This is a genomic window from Mycolicibacterium iranicum, assembly GCF_002101705.1.
Taxonomy (GTDB): domain Bacteria; phylum Actinomycetota; class Actinomycetes; order Mycobacteriales; family Mycobacteriaceae; genus Mycobacterium; species Mycobacterium iranicum.
Genome location: NZ_LQPC01000018.1, coordinates 34,139 through 51,203, shown reverse-complemented (window position 1 = coordinate 51,203; position 17,065 = coordinate 34,139). Strand labels below are relative to the sequence as shown.

At 67.1% G+C, this 17,065-nt stretch carries 17 protein-coding genes; 3 read left to right on the top strand and 14 right to left on the bottom strand.

All coding sequences use genetic code 11. The features are described 5' to 3' along the window. Position 1: 1 nt before the first annotated feature. The 7 genes from AWC12_RS03445 to AWC12_RS03415 form a co-directional block, all read right to left on the bottom strand. Entirely contained in the window at positions 2-169 is a 168-nt protein-coding gene (locus AWC12_RS03445; protein ID WP_003931055.1) for a DUF3117 domain-containing protein, read from the bottom strand. A 224-nt stretch (positions 170-393) separates the two neighbouring features. Further along, a complete protein-coding gene (locus AWC12_RS03440) occupies positions 394-1,002 on the bottom strand; it encodes a DNA-3-methyladenine glycosylase I (RefSeq protein WP_085172410.1) in 609 nt (202 codons plus the stop codon). Continuing rightward, positions 999-1,364 (bottom strand): DivIVA domain-containing protein, encoded by a 366-nt coding sequence (locus AWC12_RS03435; RefSeq protein WP_085172408.1) that lies wholly within the window; start codon positions 1,362-1,364, stop codon positions 999-1,001. The genes AWC12_RS03440 and AWC12_RS03435 overlap by 4 nt, the downstream gene beginning before the upstream one ends. A gap of 51 nt (positions 1,365-1,415) precedes the next feature. Next, positions 1,416-2,375 (bottom strand): glucosyl-3-phosphoglycerate synthase, encoded by a 960-nt coding sequence (locus AWC12_RS03430; protein WP_024448122.1) that lies wholly within the window; start codon positions 2,373-2,375, stop codon positions 1,416-1,418. Further along, on the bottom strand, positions 2,372-3,247 hold the full coding sequence (gene folP, locus AWC12_RS03425) for a dihydropteroate synthase (protein WP_085172406.1): 876 nt from the start codon (positions 3,245-3,247) through the stop codon (positions 2,372-2,374). Before folP ends, AWC12_RS03430 begins: the two co-directional genes overlap by 4 nt. 77 nt (positions 3,248-3,324) lie before the next feature. Then, positions 3,325-5,130 carry a long-chain-acyl-CoA synthetase FadD6 gene (fadD6, locus tag AWC12_RS03420; RefSeq protein WP_085172404.1) on the bottom strand — a complete coding sequence of 602 codons (1,806 nt, stop codon included), beginning with the start codon at positions 5,128-5,130 and terminating at the stop codon, positions 3,325-3,327. A 33-nt stretch (positions 5,131-5,163) separates the two neighbouring features. Continuing rightward, a complete protein-coding gene (locus tag AWC12_RS03415) occupies positions 5,164-5,727 on the bottom strand; it encodes a cytokinin riboside 5'-monophosphate phosphoribohydrolase (RefSeq protein WP_024448125.1) in 564 nt (187 codons plus the stop codon). A 43-nt stretch (positions 5,728-5,770) separates the two neighbouring features. Between AWC12_RS03415 and AWC12_RS03410 the strand changes: the two genes are divergently transcribed. Continuing rightward, positions 5,771-7,759, top strand: coding sequence for an AAA family ATPase (locus AWC12_RS03410; protein ID WP_024448126.1), 1,989 nt, complete (start codon positions 5,771-5,773; stop codon positions 7,757-7,759). On the opposite strand, the gene AWC12_RS03405 is transcribed toward AWC12_RS03410, so the two are convergent. Continuing rightward, entirely contained in the window at positions 7,756-7,959 is a 204-nt protein-coding gene (locus AWC12_RS03405; protein WP_024448127.1) for a hypothetical protein, read from the bottom strand. The genes AWC12_RS03410 and AWC12_RS03405 overlap by 4 nt on opposite strands. A 103-nt stretch (positions 7,960-8,062) precedes the next feature. On the opposite strand from AWC12_RS03405, the gene AWC12_RS03400 reads away from it, so the two are divergent. Next, the gene (locus AWC12_RS03400) at positions 8,063-8,806 is read left to right on the top strand and encodes a type VII secretion target (RefSeq protein WP_085172454.1); all 744 of its coding nucleotides are present in this window, start codon (positions 8,063-8,065) and stop codon (positions 8,804-8,806) included. Here AWC12_RS03400 and AWC12_RS03395 read toward each other — a convergent pair. The 5 genes from AWC12_RS03395 to AWC12_RS03375 form a co-directional block, all read right to left on the bottom strand. Then, positions 8,803-10,410, bottom strand: coding sequence for an ABC-F family ATP-binding cassette domain-containing protein (locus AWC12_RS03395; RefSeq protein WP_085172402.1), 1,608 nt, complete (start codon positions 10,408-10,410; stop codon positions 8,803-8,805). The genes AWC12_RS03400 and AWC12_RS03395 overlap by 4 nt on opposite strands. A 76-nt stretch (positions 10,411-10,486) precedes the next feature. Beyond that, on the bottom strand, positions 10,487-11,551 hold the full coding sequence (dapE, locus tag AWC12_RS03390) for a succinyl-diaminopimelate desuccinylase (protein ID WP_024448130.1): 1,065 nt from the start codon (positions 11,549-11,551) through the stop codon (positions 10,487-10,489). Between the two features lie 230 nt (positions 11,552-11,781). Further along, positions 11,782-12,798 (bottom strand): aminotransferase class IV, encoded by a 1,017-nt coding sequence (locus tag AWC12_RS03385; RefSeq protein ID WP_024448131.1) that lies wholly within the window; start codon positions 12,796-12,798, stop codon positions 11,782-11,784. A 43-nt stretch (positions 12,799-12,841) separates the two neighbouring features. Beyond that, positions 12,842-14,344 carry an APC family permease gene (locus AWC12_RS03380; RefSeq protein WP_085172400.1) on the bottom strand — a complete coding sequence of 501 codons (1,503 nt, stop codon included), beginning with the start codon at positions 14,342-14,344 and terminating at the stop codon, positions 12,842-12,844. 105 nt (positions 14,345-14,449) lie between these two features. After that, positions 14,450-15,358 (bottom strand): LysR family transcriptional regulator, encoded by a 909-nt coding sequence (locus AWC12_RS03375; RefSeq protein WP_024448133.1) that lies wholly within the window; start codon positions 15,356-15,358, stop codon positions 14,450-14,452. Between the two features lie 56 nt (positions 15,359-15,414). Here AWC12_RS03375 and dapD point away from each other — a divergent pair, with 56 nt between their 5' ends. Beyond that, the gene (gene dapD / locus AWC12_RS03370) at positions 15,415-16,398 is read left to right on the top strand and encodes a 2,3,4,5-tetrahydropyridine-2,6-dicarboxylate N-succinyltransferase (protein WP_085172452.1); all 984 of its coding nucleotides are present in this window, start codon (positions 15,415-15,417) and stop codon (positions 16,396-16,398) included. A gap of 135 nt (positions 16,399-16,533) precedes the next feature. On the opposite strand, the gene AWC12_RS03365 is transcribed toward dapD, so the two are convergent. Beyond that, on the bottom strand, positions 16,534-17,061 hold the full coding sequence (locus AWC12_RS03365) for a M15 family metallopeptidase (protein WP_162834989.1): 528 nt from the start codon (positions 17,059-17,061) through the stop codon (positions 16,534-16,536). Positions 17,062-17,065: the final 4 nt, after the last annotated feature.

Here is a 17,065-nt window from a genome sequence, read left to right as displayed (position 1 = left end):
GCTAGCTCGTCACGCCCTTCAGCTCATCGCCGAGCGCGGCGGCCTCCTCCGGCGTGAGTTCGACGACAAGGCGGCCACCGCCTTCCAATGGAACCCGCATCACGATGCCTCGCCCCTCCTTGGTTGCTTCCAGTGGACCGTCTCCGGTCCGGGGCTTCATCGCCGCCATCGAGTGCTCCCTCCACCATGGGCCGCCCGTCAGGGCCTGGTCTGCTTGTGAGTCGGCATCAGGCACCATCTACATGCACTGACAGCACCCGACTCTGAACTGCTACAGACCTCCATTGTTCCCTATCCGGGCCAGCTCGTGTGCGAAGACCCGGCTATAGCTGCCCGGATGGCCCCGGCGCCGTAGCCACGAGGCGGTCGCTCGGGACGTAACCGCGTCTTGCATCAGTTCTCGAGTCGCGGCACCCAACAGCCGGCCACGTGGTCGTCGACCATGCCGGTGGCCTGCATCAGCGCGTAGGCCGTGGTGGGGCCGACGAACCGCATGCCGCGCTTCTTGAGTTCCTTGGCCATCGCCGTGGATTCGGCTGTCACGGCCGCGACGTCCGACAGGCTGGCAGGCCGCGCCCGCGTCGCGCGGTCAGCGGGTGCGAACGACCACAGCAACTCGGCCAGGTCGACCCCACCGTCGGCCATCTCGGCCACGACGCGCGCATTGGCGATCGTCGCCTCGATCTTGGCGCGGTTGCGCACGATTCCGGCATCGCCCATCAAGCGCTCGACATCTCGATCGCCATAGCGCGCGACCCGTTCCACGTCGAACCCGTCGAACGCGGCACGGAAGTTCTCCCGCTTGCGCAGGATGATCAGCCACGACAGGCCGCTCTGGAATGCCTCCAGGCTGACCCGCTCGAACAGAGCCGCCGAATCGCGAAGGGGGCGGCCCCATTCGGTGTCGTGGTAGTCGCGGTACAGCGCGAAGTCGTCTGCAGAGAGCCGGGATTGGTCGATCCAGCCGCAGCGGACGCGGGCGTCGACCTCAGCCGCCGTCACGTGTCGTCCCGTGCTAGCTCGGGCGGCAGGGCATGCGCGGGTTCATGGTCAGCGTCGGCGGGAGCGGGGATGCCGTGGGCAGCGCGAACCGCCGCGAGTTCACCCCGCAGCGCGTCGAGTTCCTGCCCCAGCCGGTCGAGCACCCAGTCGACCTCGCTGGTCTTGTAGCCCCGCAGGGTTTGGGTGAACTTGACCGCGTCGACGTCGGTGCCGGTCACCCCCGATGCGGGCAGCACCGTTGCGGTGGTGCCCTTGGGGAGCGGCGGAAGCTCCTCACCACGGCCGAAGAGCACGCTCCCGACGGCGAACAGCACTATGCCGACGAGCACGAGCACGACGAGATACAGCAGGACGAGAGTCACGCCTCGATCTTGCCCGACGGCGGCGACAAGCTCCCCCGCAGACGCGGGGTCCTAGCGCGGGCGCAGCGTGATCATCGGCGGGCGGTCCGCCAGCGACACCGTCGACGTCCGCGGGGTGTAGTCCTCACCGTCGGCGAAGAACTGAGTCAGCCCGACCCCGGAGTCCGGGACGCCGCACCGCGACAGCAGCGTGGCGATGACCTGCCTGCTCATCGATGCCAGCTCCGTCAGCGGCCGGTTGCGGTGGGTGCGCACCCCGAGATTGACCTGGGCGATGGCATCGAGCCCGAGCCGGTCGTACGTGTCGATCAGCAGCCCGATCTCCACACCGTAGCCAGGAGCGAACGGCACCGCGGTCAGCAGCTCGCGGGTGCCGGCGTACTCGCCACCCAGCGGCTGGTAGAGGCACATCAGCTCGGGACGCAGTGCGGCCAGCAGCGGACGCGCGACCAACTCGGTGACGCGGCCACCACCGTTGGCATCCTCCTTGCCACTGACCTTCAGCGGGCGCCGGTAGAAGCCCTTGACCAGATGCACGCCCTCGGCCGTCAACAGCGGACCGAGCAACTTGGGCACGAACATCGGATCGGGGTCGATCAGGTCGGAGTCGACGAAGGCGATGACATCGCCGGTCGTCGCGGCCAACGAGCGCCACAGGACTTCGCCCTTGCCGGCCTGCGGCGCCACCTCGGGCAGTGCGACCTCACGGCTCACCACCCTGGCCCCCGCGGCGACCGCGCGGATCTCGGTGTCGTCGGTGGAACCGGAATCGAGCACGATCAGCTCGTCCACGAGACCGCCCAGCAGCGGGGTGATCGTCTCCACGACGCTGGCGACGGTCTCCTCTTCGTTGAGCGCAGGAAGCACCACGGACACGGTCCGCCCGCGCTTGGCGGCTTCCAACTCGGCGATCGTCCAGGTCGGCCGGCTCCAGCTGTGATCACTCAACCAGGGATGATCGGCCACCCCGTGCGCGGTCAATTCGTCCACGCGATCAGACAGAACGGTCATGCCAATCCCCTCACCGTGCGTTTCGGCGGACGGGCGCCTTGGATCGACGCAACCATCTCCAGTACCCGACGTGTGGGCCCCACCTCGTGCACCCGGAACATCGCGGCTCCCGCCGCGGCGGCGAGTGCCGTCGCGGCCAGGGTGCCCTCCAGGCGTTCAGTGAGGCTCACACCCAGAGTTTCCCCGACGAAATCCTTGTTGCTGAGCGCCATCAGGACCGGCCATCCAGTTTTTACAAGGTCTTCCACGTGGCGCAACAAACTAAGACCGTGATAAGTGTTCTTGCCGAAATCGTGGGTCGGATCGATGACGATGCCGTCCCGCCGCACGCCGAGCGCTGCGGCGCGCTCGCCCGCTGAGGTCACCTCGGCGATGACGTCGTCGACCACGCCCCGCTCGGACAGCCCGTAGTTGACGCGGAACGGCCGTGTCCGCGGGGCCGCACCGCCGGTATGGGAGCAGACCAGGCCGGCGTTGAACTCGGCCGCGACCCCGGGCAGGTCGGGATCGGCGCCAGCCCAGGTGTCGTTGATGAGGTCCGCACCCGCCGCGCATGCCTGTTTGGCGACCTCTGCGCGCCAGGTGTCGACGCTGATCAGCTGATCCGGAAAGGTGCCACGCAACCATTCGATGAACGGCACAACGCGTGCGATCTCCTCGTCGACGTCGACCATCTCGCCCGGACCGGCTTTGACCCCGCCGACGTCGACGATGTCGGCGCCGTCGGCGACGACGCGATGCGCGGCTTCTTTGGCCGCGTCGTCGGTGAACGTCGCGCCGCGGTCGTAGAACGAATCCGGGGTGCGATTCACGATCGCCATGATCAGCGCGCGATCACCCGCCACCGGGCGCCCCAGAAACGTCGACTGCACGTCACCAGGCTACGTTTCGCCGTGAATCCGGCGCGCTCGACGACGCTCAGCGTCGTTTTGCGCGCCCGATTCGCCTCCTACTTGGGCTTCTTGCCGTCCTTGACCTCGACGAGGTACTCCTCGTAGAACTCGACGTAGCCCTCGTCGCGGCCCGACAGCACGAAGATCGGGTCTTCAACCTTCACGTCGTCTTCGTCGCCCTCGCCACTGGAACCGCCGTAGCCCTCCTTGCGCAGGTCACCCTTCTGACTCTTGAAGGTCGACGTGTGAGCCAGTTCCTCCACGACGCGCACGAACAGCGGCACGGCATAGCCGGGCAGCTTGTCGAAGGCCGCCTTCGCCAGCGCCTTGCCGTCGAACTCCTTGCCTTCTTTGAGCTGGATCGCGGCCATGCCGGCCTTTCCGCCGGTGTCGGGCACCTCGACGCCGAACACCGTGGCCTCCTCGACCTGCGAATCGGTGGACAGGGCGGCCTCGACCTCGGTGGTGGCCACGTTCTCGCCTTTCCAGCGGAAGGTGTCACCGAGCCGGTCGGTGAACGCCGCATGCCCGAAGCCCTGCGCCCGCATCAGGTCGCCGGTGTTGAACCAGACGTCACCCTCCTTGAAGGCGTCGCGGACGAGCTTCTTCTCCGACTCCTTCTTGTCGGTGTAGCCGTCGAAGGGCTGGAAGCTGCTGACCTTCGACAGCAGAAGGCCGGGCTCGCCGTTCTTGACCTTCTTGACTCGGCCGTTGTCGTCGCGGACCGGGTCGCCGGATTCGTCGTACTCGACGAAGGCCACCGGGCTGGGACAGATGCCCGTGGTCTTGTCGAGGTTGAAGAAGTTGACGAACGCCGTATTGCTTTCGCTGGCCGAGTAGAACTCGCAGACCCGCTTGATGCCGAAGCGTTGGGTGAAGTCGTCCCAGATCGCCGGCCGCAACCCGTTGCCACAGATGACCCGCACCTTGTGCTGGCGGTCGGTCGGCTTCTCCGGCTGGTTAAGCAGATACGCGCAGACCTCGCCGATATAGACGAACGCGGTGGCGTCGTAGCGGATCACGTCGTCCCAGAACTTCGATGCCGAGAACGACTTACCGATGGCCAGCGCGGCACCCGTGTTCACCACCGAGGACAGCGCCACCGTCAGCGCGTTGTTGTGGTAGAGCGGCAGGCAGCAGTACAGCGTGTCGTGAGAGTTCAGCCGCATCCCGAGACCGCCGAAGCCGGCGAGAGCCCGCAGCCAGCGGTAGTGGGTCATGACGCTGGCCTTCGGCATCCCGGTGGTGCCCGAGGTGAAGATGTAGAACGCCTTGTCCTTGGCCAGCACTGCCGCGGTGGTTGCGGGGTTGGAGGTCGGCGCGGTCTCGGCGAGTTGCTTGAGGTCGTCGAGCGTCATCAGCCCGTCGGTGTCGGCGCCCGAGTCGGTGATGTGCTCGACGAACTCGGTCTCGGCGACCACCACCGCCGCGTCCAGCAAGCCCAGGCTGTGCTTGAGCACCTCATCACGCTGGTGGAAGTTCAGCATCCCCGAGATCGCCCCGCACTTGACCGCCGCGAGCATCAGCAGAATCGGTTCGGGCGAGTTGCGCATCATGATGCCGACGACGTCACCGTGGCCGACACCCTTGGCGGCCAGCACCGCCGCATAGCGGTTGACCATCTCGTTGGCCTCGCCGTAGGTGATCTCGGTGTCCTCGAACTTCAGAAACACATTGCCTGCATGTTGGGCTGCGCGCTCCTGGAAGACCTTTCCGATCGAGGTCTTCGCCGATGGCCTGGCACCGAAGCCGGTGACGACGCCGCGCACCATCGTCGGCGTGTCCTTCAGCAGACCCGGAACCTGCTTGGCGATATCGATCAACCCGACGCTGTGACGGGTCCCGGACTTCTGCTCGGTCATCGGCCGTTTTTCCTCCGCTTCGATTTTTGTGGGTCACCCTAGCGGTGGAGCGCAGGCAGCCAGAGCGTCGTCCACGTCATCGACGACAACGAGACGCCGCATCGCACCCTCAGCGACGTACCCGGTTCCGACCAACCCCCGCAGCCATGCCAGGAGACCGTCGTAGTGCCCAACAGTGTCGAGCATCACGATCGGCTTCGTGTGCATACCCAAATAGCCCGCTGTCCAGGCTTCAAAGAATTCTTCGAGGGTTCCGATGCCGCCGGGCAGCGCAATGAACGCATCGGCGCGGTCCTCCATCACCTGCTTGCGTTCCCGCATCGTGTCGGTGACGACGAGTTCGTCGGCTTCGGTGTCGGCGACTTCCCTGTGCACGAGAGCCTTGGGGATCACCCCCACTGTGTATCCGCCGTGCGAGCGCGCGGCGGCCGCCACCGCCCCCATCGCCGAGACGTTGCCCCCGCCCGACACAAGGGTCCAACCGCGATCGGCGATGCCCTTTCCGACTTTGCTTGCCAGCGCCAACAGCTCGGGGTGAACCGGGCCCGATGCGCAGTAGACGCAGACTGCCCACTCACGGTCTGGATCTCGGGACACATCACCAACCTAGCGACATAGACTCCGGCGTGTGCCTGCGCCTCTGCCTCTCGGATGGGTGATCGCTCCCACCGAGCCGGCCCTCGACCAGCTCGAATTCGGGGTGCGCACCCGCGCCGGCGCGGTGCTGATCGGTCCGGCGGGTGTCGGCAAGACGACGCTGGTGCGGCTCGCCGCCGAACGCGTTGGCGCGGGTTTTCCCCGCGTCGAGTGGGTGTGCGCGACGGCGTCGCGGCAGGCAGTTCCGTTCGCCGCGTTCGAGAGACTTCTCGACGTGCCGGAGACGGGCACGACCACCACGGTGTTGCGGGCCGCGAGGGAGACGCTCGGGGACGGGCGGCTGCTGATCGTCGACGATGCGCACCTGCTGGACACGCTGTCGGCCGCACTCGTCTATCAGCTGGCGCTGGCGGGTACGGCGCGCCTGCTCGTCACCGCGACGGTGAACGCCGGCCCGGTGCCGGCCGAGGTGACCGCCCTGTGGCGCGACGGTCTGCTGACGCGAGTCGACCTGCAGCCCCCGGGCCACGACGACAGCCGGTTGATGGCGCAGGTCGCCGAATTCGTCGAGACGCTGCCTGCCGCAGCGCACCGGGTGCTGGAATTCCTGTCGGTGGCAGATCCGCTGCCGCGCGTTGACGCGGAAGCGCTCGCGGGCCACGACGCGGTGGGTGCGGCGCTCGAAAGCGGCGCGGTCGTCGAAACGGACGACGGCCTGCGCCCGGCGCATCCGCTGTTCCTCGACGCGGTCCGGGACGCGATGGGCGGGCCCGATCTGCGGCGGTTGCGCACCGCCATGGTCGAACGCCTGTCGGCTGGCAGCTCCGGGGTGGTGGGACAACTGCGGATGGCGGCGCTGGCTATCGGCAGCGATCGTCCTCAGTCGGCGTCCGAGGTGTGTGCCGCGGCTCGCGAGGCGCTGCGGCTCGGCGACCTCGAACTCAGCGAACGTCTGGGTCGGGCCGCGCTCGGGCAGTCGTCGGACCTCGATGCCCGGCTGACCGTCGGCTATGCGCTTGCCTGGCAGGGTCGCGGACGGGAGGCCGACTCCGTTCTCGCCGCAATCGATCCCGGCGAACTGACCGAGGACGAGTTGATGGCGTGGGCGCTGCCGACAGCGGCCAATCAGTTCTGGATGCTGTCCGAACCAGAACGGGCAACGGCGTTTCTGCGTGCCACCCGGGGAAAGGTGTCGTCACCGACAGCGCGGATCACGTTGGACGCCCTGTCCGCGACGTTCACAATGAATGCCGGCAATGTCAGCCGGGCAAGGGAAATCGCGGCCGAGGTTTTGGAATCACCGGATGCCGACGACACCGCCGTGGGTTGGGCAGCCTCGGCTGCCGCGCTGAGTTCGGCGCGGATGGGTCGGTTTTCCGACGTCGACGCGTTGGCCGAGCGGGCGCTGAGCGCCGGCCAGCCGGGGCTGCTGCGGTTCACCAGTGGATTCGGTCAGACGACGACACTGGTGATGACCGGCGAGCCGGAAAAGGCGCTCGGCCTGGCCCAGCGGTTGACCGATCTCGCCCAGCGTCGTCAGCCTGGGCGCGCGATCGGCGAGGTGCTGATCGCCGATGCCCTGATCGCTGCGGGTGAGCTGCCACGTGCGGTGACCTTGCTGCGCGAGGCCGCGGCGACGCTGGCCCCCACCGGGTATTCGTGGGGGCCGCTGGCGTGGATGCTGCTCGCACAGGCACTGGGCCAGCTCGGCCAGACTGTGGAGGCGGGAAAAGCGTTGTCGCGCGCCGAGTCTCGGCACGGTCTGAAGTCGATGCTGTTCGCCCCGGAGCTGGCGCTGGCGCGGGCGTGGACGATGGCGGCCCGCCGCGACGATCACGGGGCGGTGGCTGCGGTCCGGGAGGCCGTGAAAGCGGCGGAGCGCGGCGGACAGACGGCGGTCGCGCTGAGAGCGTCCCTCGACGGCGTGCGGTTGGGTGACCCGCGGGCCGGTGAATCGCTGAAACGCCTGTCCGGCGAGGTCGACTGCGCGTTCGGGCGCGAGGCGCTGGCGAAAGCGGTGGATCGGGGCTAGTCGCGCGGCTTGTCGTCGCGGTCGTCCACCCAGGGCGGCTTGGGTGTCGGCGGCATGGCGCCGTAGTAGATCTGGTCGAAGTGCTCGGAGGATCGGCGGTCGGGAAAGCCTTTCGTCACCACTGCGCGGATAAACACCACCACGACTGTGAGCACCGCCACGGCCAGGAACACCAGCAAGGCGATCTTGAGAACGTCCACGTGCCGACGCTACGACCCTGCGGGTGCCGCCTGCAGACTTTTGGTGCGCGGAGGCCCGACGTCGCGCTCTTACCATCGAAGCGAGGAGTCCGGAGGTGTGGTCATGACCGAGTCCCTGTCGGTGGATGCGAATGGGGTGCGCTCCCTTGGGGACATTCATACCGGTGTCGCCGCAGGTCTGGGCTCACTTTCCGCGGCACCGCCCGGTTCGGTTGGCGCCTCCCATGGAACCATCGCCGCTGCCGTCGACGCCGCGCTGAGCGGAGCGCTGGGGAGCAGGGCGAGCACGATCGCCGGCACGCAGTCCGCGGGCGAACTGATCTCGGAGTTGTTGCACCAGTCCGCGGCGGCCTACGAGCGCGGTGACCAGAGGGGCGGCGACGCGATCCGGGCGGCGGCGGATCAGATCGCGCAGGGGCCCGGTGGTGCCGCTACAGGTTCGCCGGGCGGCGCCGCTGCGACGAGCTCACCAGGGGGCGGCGCGACGGACGCCCTCGGCCAGGCGGTGGGACAGCTGAGCCAGCTCGGGCAGATCGGCCAGGCGCTCGCGGCGCCGCTGGCGGCCCTCGCCCAGCCTTTGCAGCAGCTGCCTCAGCAGTTGATGCAGGGCCTTCAGCAGAGCGGTTCGGGGGCAACAGGTTCAGAGTCCCCTGAGATTCCCGCCACTTCACCCACTGCAGAACCGGCCGAGGAGAACACCCCGGAGCGCGACGACGAGGACGCCGAGGACAAGCCTGACGAGCGCGCCGAAGACGATGCGGCCGAAGGACCGCAATCCACCACCGAGCCCGCCCCGATTCCTCCCGCCGAGCCGCAACCCGCGCCGACACGGCCTGCGATCAGCTAGAGCTCCCGAAGACTGCCCCCGTCGAGGCGCAACACTCGATCCACACCGACCGCGTCGATAAACGTTGCATCGTGGCTCACGACGATGAACGCTCCCTGATAGGCGAGCAGGGCGCTCTCGAGTTGCCCGACGCTGACCAGGTCGAGGTTGTTAGTCGGCTCGTCGAGAAGGAGCAGCTGTGGCGCGGGTTCGGCGAACATCACACACGCCAGCGTGGCGCGCAATCTCTCTCCGCCCGACAGGACCCCTACCCGACGATCCACGGCTTCATCGCGAAACAGGAACTGCGCCAAAAGGTGTCTGCGTCGCGTGGTCGACAGGCTCGGGGCCGAAGCCGCGAGATTTTCGGCGACGGTACGGTCGTCGTCGAGCAGGTCAAGGCGTTGCGACAAATACGCGACTCTCCCGCCGGCGACGGTGACTGTGCCCGCATCCGGTGCGAGTTCACCCAGAAGCGCGCGCAACACCGTCGTCTTCCCCGCTCCGTTGGGTCCGGTCAACGCGATCCGCTCCGGACCGCGCACCATCAGGTCGAGACCGTCGACCAGCGTGCGGCTGCCCCTGGTGATCCGTAATCCCCTGGCTTCCAGCACCATTCGACTAGACGGTATAGATGTTTCGGGCAGGTCGACCACGAGAGCGTCGTCGTCGCGCAACGCGCGCTCAGCAGCGTCGAGGCGTGATGCGGCATCGTCGACCCGTCTGGCGTGGACGTCATCGTTGCGCCCGGACGTCTCCTGCGCCCGGCGCTTCATCGCCCCTGCGACGATCCTCGGCAGGCCGGCGTCTTTGACCGTACGTGCGGCGGTACTTGCTTTCTTGTCGGCCCGCTCCCGGGCCTGTTGGCGTTGCCGCTTCTCGCGCTTCAATGTCTGCTCGGCATTGCGCACCGCATCTTCGGCAGCACGCTGCGACTCGGCCACCATGTTCTGATAGGCGGTGAAATTGCCTCCATAGTAGGTGATTTCGTTGCGGCGGAGCTCGGCGATACGGTCCATCCGGTCGAGCAGCACCCGGTCGTGACTGACCAGCAACAGACAGCCCGCGAAGTCGTCGAGCGCCTCGTACAGCCGTTGCCTTGCGTCGACGTCGAGATTGTTGGTGGGTTCGTCGAGCAGCAGAATGTCGGGGCGACGGAGCAACTCCCGGGCTAGCCCGAGCGTCACGACCTCACCGCCTGACAGCGACCGCAGCGACCGGTTTAGACCGACGTGCGCGAGCCCGAGTCGGTCGAGTTGTACCCGGGCGCGTTCTTCGACATCCCAGTCGTCGCCGATCGCGGTGAACACACTGTCGCTGGAATCGCCTGCGGCCAAGGCGTTCAGTGCGTCGATGACGGCCGCGATGCCGAGGACTTCTGCGACACTGCGGTCGTCGCGCAGGGGAAGTGTCTGAGGCAGATACCCGATGACGCCGTCGACGGTCACCACGCCCTCGGCGGGCTGCAGTTCACCGGCGACGAGTCGCAACAGTGCACTCTTGCCTGCGCCGTTGGGCGCGACGAGCCCGGTGCGGCCGGGGCCGGCGGAGAAGGACAGATCGGTGAACAGTGGCGTGTCGTCGGGCCACGCGAAGGACAGATGGCTGCAGATGATCGATGGCATGCAGATGCTCTCGTGTCGTGCGAACAGAGACCGGGGGCCGTCAGCGCGAGAGCATGTGTTCAGGTTATCGGCGCGGTCAACCGATTAAATATCTCCGTAACACCTCGGTGACCGCGGTGATCTGGGCGACCTCGACATTCTCGTCGACGCGGTGGGCGAGGTTCGGGTCACCGGGACCGTAGTTGACGGCGGGAATGCCCAGCGCCGCGAACCGTGCCACGTCGGTCCAGCCGTATTTGGCGCGCACCTGTCCCCCGGCGGCCTCGACGAGCGTCGCCGCCGCAGGTCGGGTGAGACCGGGCAGGGCTCCCGCGGCCGAGTCGGTGAGTTCGATCGTGACGTCGAGTCCATCGAGCGCCTCCTGCACATGCGCGTAGGCCTGTTCGACGCTGCGATCCGGTGCGAATCGGAAGTTCACGGTGACCGTCGCGGCGTCAGGGATCACATTGCCGGCGATACCGCCGTCGATCCGCACCGCCGACAGCCCCTCCCGATACACGCAGCCGTCGATGTCGACGCTGCGCGCCTGGTATGCCTTGAGCCGAGTCAGCACCGCACCGAGTTTGTGAATCGCGTTGTCGCCCAGCCAGGATCGTGCCGAATGCGCACGGGTTCCTGCAACGCTCACGATGACCCGCAGTGTCCCCTGGCATCCGGCTTCGATGAATCCGCCCGACGGTTCGCCCAGGATTGCGACGTCGGCCGCCAGCCAGTCGGGCAGTTCGCGTTCGATGCGGCCGAGCCCGTTGGCCGACGCTTCGATCTCCTCGCAGTCGTACATGACCAGGGTGATGTCGTGGGCCGGATCGGTGACGGTGGCAGCCAGGTGCAGGAACACCGCGTCGCCCGATTTCATGTCAGAGGTTCCGCAGCCGTGCAGGATCCCGTCGGCCAGTCGGCTCGGTACATTGTCGGCCGCCGGGACGGTGTCGGTGTGTCCGGCAAGCAGCACCCGCGACGGCTTCCCGAAGTTCGTGCGGGCGAGGACCGCATCGCCGTTGCGGATCACCTCGAAGCCGGTCGTCTGCTCGCGCAGAGCGGTCTCGATCTCGTCGGCGATCCGTGTCTCATGTCGCGACTCGCTGGGAATGTCCACCAGGGCCGCGGTCAGAGCGATCGGATCTCCGTGTAAGTCGAGCACAGGTCCACGTTAGCCGTTCGCCCGTCCACCAGGGCCGGTCGGCGGCGTGGCGCGACCAGCGTGAGCGACCCCGGGCGTGCCGGCCTTCGGATAGTTCTGTCCGAACGGTGTAGGCCAATTCGGCATCACGGCTGCGATCTCGGCAGGGCACCGTATCAATCGCAACCGCGGTGTTGATCTCGGCACGAGCATCCGCACGGGTGTGGTTAACCCGTGCGAACCGCTCGTCCTCAGTACTCGATGGCCTCGATCAGCGGCGAGGGCTCGTCCATCAGCGCCCAGAATCGGTCACGGATGGCGACCGTCATCGGCCCGGGTTCGCCGCTTCCGATCGCCTCCCCGTCGAGGGTGTTGATCGGGGTGACGCCGCCGGCGGTGGTGACGGCCATGATCTCGTCGGCGTCGTACAGCTCGTGGCTTGTGACATCGCGCAGTGTGGCTTCGATGCCCATCTGATCGGCGAGTTCGAAGACCGTCTTGCGGGTGATGCCTGGCAATGCATTTCGCGACGGGGAGGCGAGCTTGCCGTCTTTGACGATGCACACGTTGAAGCCGGGTCCTTCGGCGACGCAGTTGTCGGAGTCGAGCAGGATGGCCGTGCGGGCGCCGCGGTCCTTGGCTTCGAAGCTGGCCGCGGTCAGGTCGCCCCACTGGTAGTTCTTGATGGTGGGGTCGACGGTGTTGCGGCCGGCGCGGCGCACGTGTCGCGGCACGATGGCCGTCGTCCCGAAGATCTGCTCGGCGGGCGGGAACGCCCACAGGTACGGGATCGCGTAGATGTAGACCTGGTGGGTGAGTTTGGACAAGTCCTTCTCCCCCTTGCGCTTTCCGTAACCGCGCGTGACGGTCAGGTTGACGAAGGACTCGCGCAGCTGCGACAGGCTCACACACTTCTTGGTGATCTCCGCGAGCTCATCCTTCGAATAGCCGGCGTCGAGGCGCAGCTTGCGGGCCCCGTCGAGCAGGCGGTCGAGGTGGTCACCGAGCCGGAAGATGTTGCCGTGCCACACATGCGCGACGGTGTAGGTGAGGTCGGAGTGCCCGAAGCCGGTGTCGAAGATCGAGATCTTGGCTTCCTCGGCGGGCATGTACTCGCCCTCGATCCACGCGACGCCGCCGGCGAACGGGCTGGAGGTGTCCAGTTCGTAGTCGCTGTACTGGATCACCGAGCCGGGCGGGGTGTCTTCGCGGATGGCGCCTGGTTCGACGGCGACGAGGTTGGAGGTGCCTTGGTCGGTAACAGTCATGTCTTTGAGTCCTTTTCGAGGTTCGAAGGTCAGCGACCCGGGATTACAGGCCGTGGGTCTTGGCGTAGTTCGCGCCGGCGTCACCCTTGCTCAGGCGTGACTTGAGTCCGGTGGCCCACCAGATCGCGGCGAGCACCACGATGCCGAGGAAGACCCATTTATTGCTGGTGAACTGGGGCAGGAACAGGAGCGCGACGGCGACCCCGAGGAACACCACCAGCGCGGTGATGTAGAGCGGCAACCGGAGCCGGCCCAGGTCGAACGTTCCCGGTTCCGGCGCGGGGATGGTTCCCCGCTTGTAGCCGACGAGCAGGCCGATGGTCTGCAGGATGTAGACGAAGAAGAACAGCAGCGACGCGATGCCGATGATGTAGTTGAACGCCTTCTCGTTGACCAGCGCCGAGAGCAGCAGAGCCGTTGACAGGCAACCCAATCCGAGCACAGCATAGGTCGGCGCCTTGCTCTTCGGGGATACGTGCCGCCACACGTGGGAGAACGGCAGCATGTTGTCGCGGGCCATCGAGTACGTCAGCCGGGTCGCCACCAGGATGTTGGCCAGCAGGCACGCGAGGATGTTGGTCAGCGCGATCGCGACGATGATCTTCGTGACGGTGGGGCCTGCCTGCTGGGTGATGATCTCCTCGATGGGCGCAGCCGAGTTGGCCTCCACCGCAACGGGATCCTTGATGGCCAGCACGTAGACGACATACATCAGGAACTCGATCACGATCGATGTGATCAGCGCATAGAACATCGTCTTCGGGACCACGCGGCGGGCGTCCTTGGTCTCCTCGGCGACGTCGGCACCGGATTCCACGCCGATGAGCCCGAAGAACGGCCCGAGTGCGGCGGCCAGCCACGCCAGCATGTAGGAGTCCTTGTCGCCGGACTCACCGCCGGTGAACAGCACCGAGATCGGCTGGTGGTTCTCGGGAGCGGAAAACGCGATGACGGCGATCAGCGCAGTGGCGCCGACCGTGATGACGAGCTCGAGGCTGACGCCGATGTTGTTGACCATGGTCGCGAACCGCACACCGTAGATGTTGATGAGCACGCAGACGAACACCACCGCGATCGCGAGCAGGATCTGGGTGGTCTGAGTCATGCTCCAGCCCATCAGCCCGCCCAGGTAGCCGGACAGGATGAAGCCGACTCCGGTCATGCCGCAGACCCAGCCCATCAACGCGATGAAGCCGGTGAACCAGGCGAGGTTGGGTCCGTTGATGCGGCTGATCCACTGATACGAGTAGCCCGCGAGCGGCAGCTTGGCGGTCAGGTCCGCGGCGATGAACGTCCACAGGGCGAACACTGCGCCGGCGAGCAGCAGCGTCCACACGAATGGTGCGCCCGCGGTGAAGTAGCCGGCGCCGAATCCGGTGAAGACGGCGGTGGTGGCGCTGATGGTCGCGAATCCGATCGCGAACGACGCCAGTTTGCCGACCGAGCGGTCGAGCTTTTGCGTGTAGCCGAGTTCGGCCAGCTTGGCGTCCTCGGCACTGAGGTCACGCCGCGGTGAATGAGTAGGTGGGGCTATTGCGTCGGTCATGGTCGCTCCAGGTCAAGCCAGTCGGAAGAACACCTGGGGAAAGGAAACCGCCATCCGGCGACCACCGGAAGTTTCATGTTTTGATCTGCTCATAACCTGCGCTTATCAGTCGGGGTCAGTGGAGTCGCGATCGCCGAAGCTCCACTGCGATTGGACGTGCCTGACCAAAGCATCGGCTTGGGGCGTCAGCTCAGCGGGGTTCCAGGCCAGTGCGGTATGGCTGGGCGGCCGGTCACTGACCGGCACGTAGACGATGCCGGGGCGGTCGTAGAACCGGGCCACCGATGACGTCGTGAAACTGATCCCGAGCCCACGCGCGATGGCCGTCGTCTCCGCTTCGTAGGTCGCCGCGACCGCGGCGATGGTCGGCGGCCGGTTGCCGCGGACGTCCATCGCCAGCCAGTAGTCGCGCCACGTGCCCGCGGTCAGCGGGGCGCACACGATCGGGTCGTCGAGCAGTTCGGCGATCTCGACCTCGTGCCGCTCGGCCAGCCGGTGGTCGCGCGGCAGACACGCCACCCACGACTCGGAGTCGAGGATCAGCATGCGGTGGTCGGGAAGGTCGACCGGAGGCCGGATGATGGCGACCTCGGTGGTGCCGTCCGCCAACCCGGCCGTCGGATCCGAGAAGTCGTATTCGATGGGTTCGACGGTGACGTCGGGGTAGGCGGCCTCGAAATGGCGGACGAGCCGGAACAGCAGATCGGCACCGGTGCCGATCAGGTAGCCGACGCGCAGCACGCCGCGGCGGGTGCCGGACAGCATGATCAGGTTGTCGACGATCGCGTCCACCCCGGAGATCGCCTGCTGCACTTGCGGCAGCCAGGCGGCGCCCAGATCGGTCAGCGCCACCTCGCGGGTGTTGCGGTGGAAAAGCACGACACCGAACTGGTGCTCCAGTTGCTTGATCGCGGTGGACAGCGCCGGCTGCGTGATGAAGAGCTTCTCCGCGGCGCGCCGGTAGTTCAGTTCTTCGCCGAGCACGGCGAAATAGCGCAGCTGACGCAGCGTCACGGCGTGGGCTCCGGCGGTCGTGGCTACCTCCTGGCCTGGTGGGGACCCGTCAGGCGATGCTAGGCCCACCGGTAGCCTTGGGCACCGTGACTTCAGCATCTGGAGCGTCCGGCATCGGCGTCGCCACCATCGCGGCCGACGGATCGGTTCTCGACACCTGGTTCCCCGCACCCGAACTGGGCGGCGACGGCGAAACCGGAACGGTACGCCTGTCCGTGGCGGAAGTTCCGCCCGAGTTGGCCGAGCTGACGGGCCGCGACGAGGACCGCGACGTCGACGTCGTCGTCGTCCGCACGACCATCGCGTCGCTGGCCGACAAAGCGATCGACGCCTACGACGCGTACCTGCGGCTGCATCTGCTGTCGCACCGGCTCATCGCGCCGCACGGGCTCAACGCCGACGGACTGTTCGGCGTGCTCACCAACGTTGTGTGGACGAGCCACGGCCCGTGCGCGGTGGAGGGGTTCGAGACGGTGCGGGCGCGGCTGCGCCGTCGCGGTCAGGTCGCCGTCTACGGTGTCGACAAGTTCCCGAGGATGGTCGACTACGTGCTGCCCTCAGGGGTGCGGATCGCCGACGCCGACCGCGTCCGGCTGGGTGCCCACCTCGCCGAGGGCACCACGGTGATGCACGAGGGATTCGTCAACTTCAACGCGGGCACCCTCGGCAACTCGATGGTCGAGGGCCGCATCTCGGCGGGCGTCGTCGTCGACGACGGCTCCGACATCGGCGGCGGCGCGTCGATCATGGGCACGCTGTCCGGCGGTGGCACCGAGGTCATCTCGGTCGGCAAGCGGTGCCTGTTGGGCGCCAACGCCGGGCTGGGCATCTCGCTGGGCGACGACTGCGTCGTCGAGGCAGGGCTGTACGTCACCGCGGGCACCAAGGTGACGACCTCGGACGGACAGACCGTGAAGGCTCGCGAGCTCTCCGGTGCGAACAACCTTCTGTTCCGGCGTAATTCGGTGACCGGCGCGGTCGAGGTGGTCAAGCGCGACGGCACGGGCATCACGCTGAACGAGGCGCTTCACGCCAACTAGGTTTGAAGCGCGCGTCGTCCCCCTGCACCGCGAGCGGCGCGTCGTCCCCCTGCACCTGCACCGCGAGCGCGCGTGTCTGCACAGCGGCGCGCCGGCAATCTCTGGCATTCGGCGCACGCTCGGCGCCGGCGACCGCTACCCCGCCGCGTTGGGCTTCAACGGCGGGCAGTTCCCCTGCGCATCCGCGGCGAGCTCGAAATGCCAGATCTCGTTGGCGTAGATCTGGCAGAGGCCGAACTGGCTGCCGTTGGCGATCAACCACTGATCGGCGACGACCGGGCCGATGTCGATCGCCTGGCCCATCACGTGTTTGGACGCCTCCGGGGTGGCGACGAACTCTGCGGCCCTCTCCACGCTGCCGTAATTGGCCACGGCATCGTCGAAGAGCCTCTGCTGGAAGCCTTTTGAGCGCCAGCCCGAGGTGACCATGAGCTGTACACCGGCCGCCTCGGCGGCGCGGGCTGCATTCTGCACCGCGGAGAGCAGTGCCGGATCGAGTTGCGAAAGTATCGGATTGGTGGAATCGAACGGCGACAGCATGGTGCCGTCGGGAAGCCAGCCGCCGGTGGTGTCGACAGCCGCCGCACCGATGGACAGTGTGTCGGCGGGCGGAGCCGCAGCGATGGGCGCCGGGGGCACGGTGATGCTGGTTTGGACGAGCATCACC

Bases quoted from the DNA above. Each gene is read 5' to 3' on its own strand.
- AWC12_RS03385 (WP_024448131.1), bottom strand. From the start codon at position 12,798: ATGACTGTTACCGACCAAGGCACCTCCAACCTCGTCGCCGTCGAACCA.
- dapD (WP_085172452.1), top strand. From the start codon at position 15,415: ATGCTAGGCCCACCGGTAGCCTTGGGCACCGTGACTTCAGCATCTGGA.
- AWC12_RS03430 (WP_024448122.1), bottom strand. From the start codon at position 2,375: ATGACCGTTCTGTCTGATCGCGTGGACGAATTGACCGCGCACGGGGTG.
- fadD6 (WP_085172404.1), bottom strand. From the start codon at position 5,130: ATGACCGAGCAGAAGTCCGGGACCCGTCACAGCGTCGGGTTGATCGAT.
- AWC12_RS03395 (WP_085172402.1), bottom strand. From the start codon at position 10,410: ATGCCATCGATCATCTGCAGCCATCTGTCCTTCGCGTGGCCCGACGAC.
- AWC12_RS03365 (WP_162834989.1), bottom strand. From the start codon at position 17,061: ATGCTCGTCCAAACCAGCATCACCGTGCCCCCGGCGCCCATCGCTGCG.
- AWC12_RS03445 (WP_003931055.1), bottom strand. From the start codon at position 169: ATGGCGGCGATGAAGCCCCGGACCGGAGACGGTCCACTGGAAGCAACC.
- AWC12_RS03380 (WP_085172400.1), bottom strand. From the start codon at position 14,344: ATGACCGACGCAATAGCCCCACCTACTCATTCACCGCGGCGTGACCTC.
- AWC12_RS03400 (WP_085172454.1), top strand. From the start codon at position 8,063: ATGACCGAGTCCCTGTCGGTGGATGCGAATGGGGTGCGCTCCCTTGGG.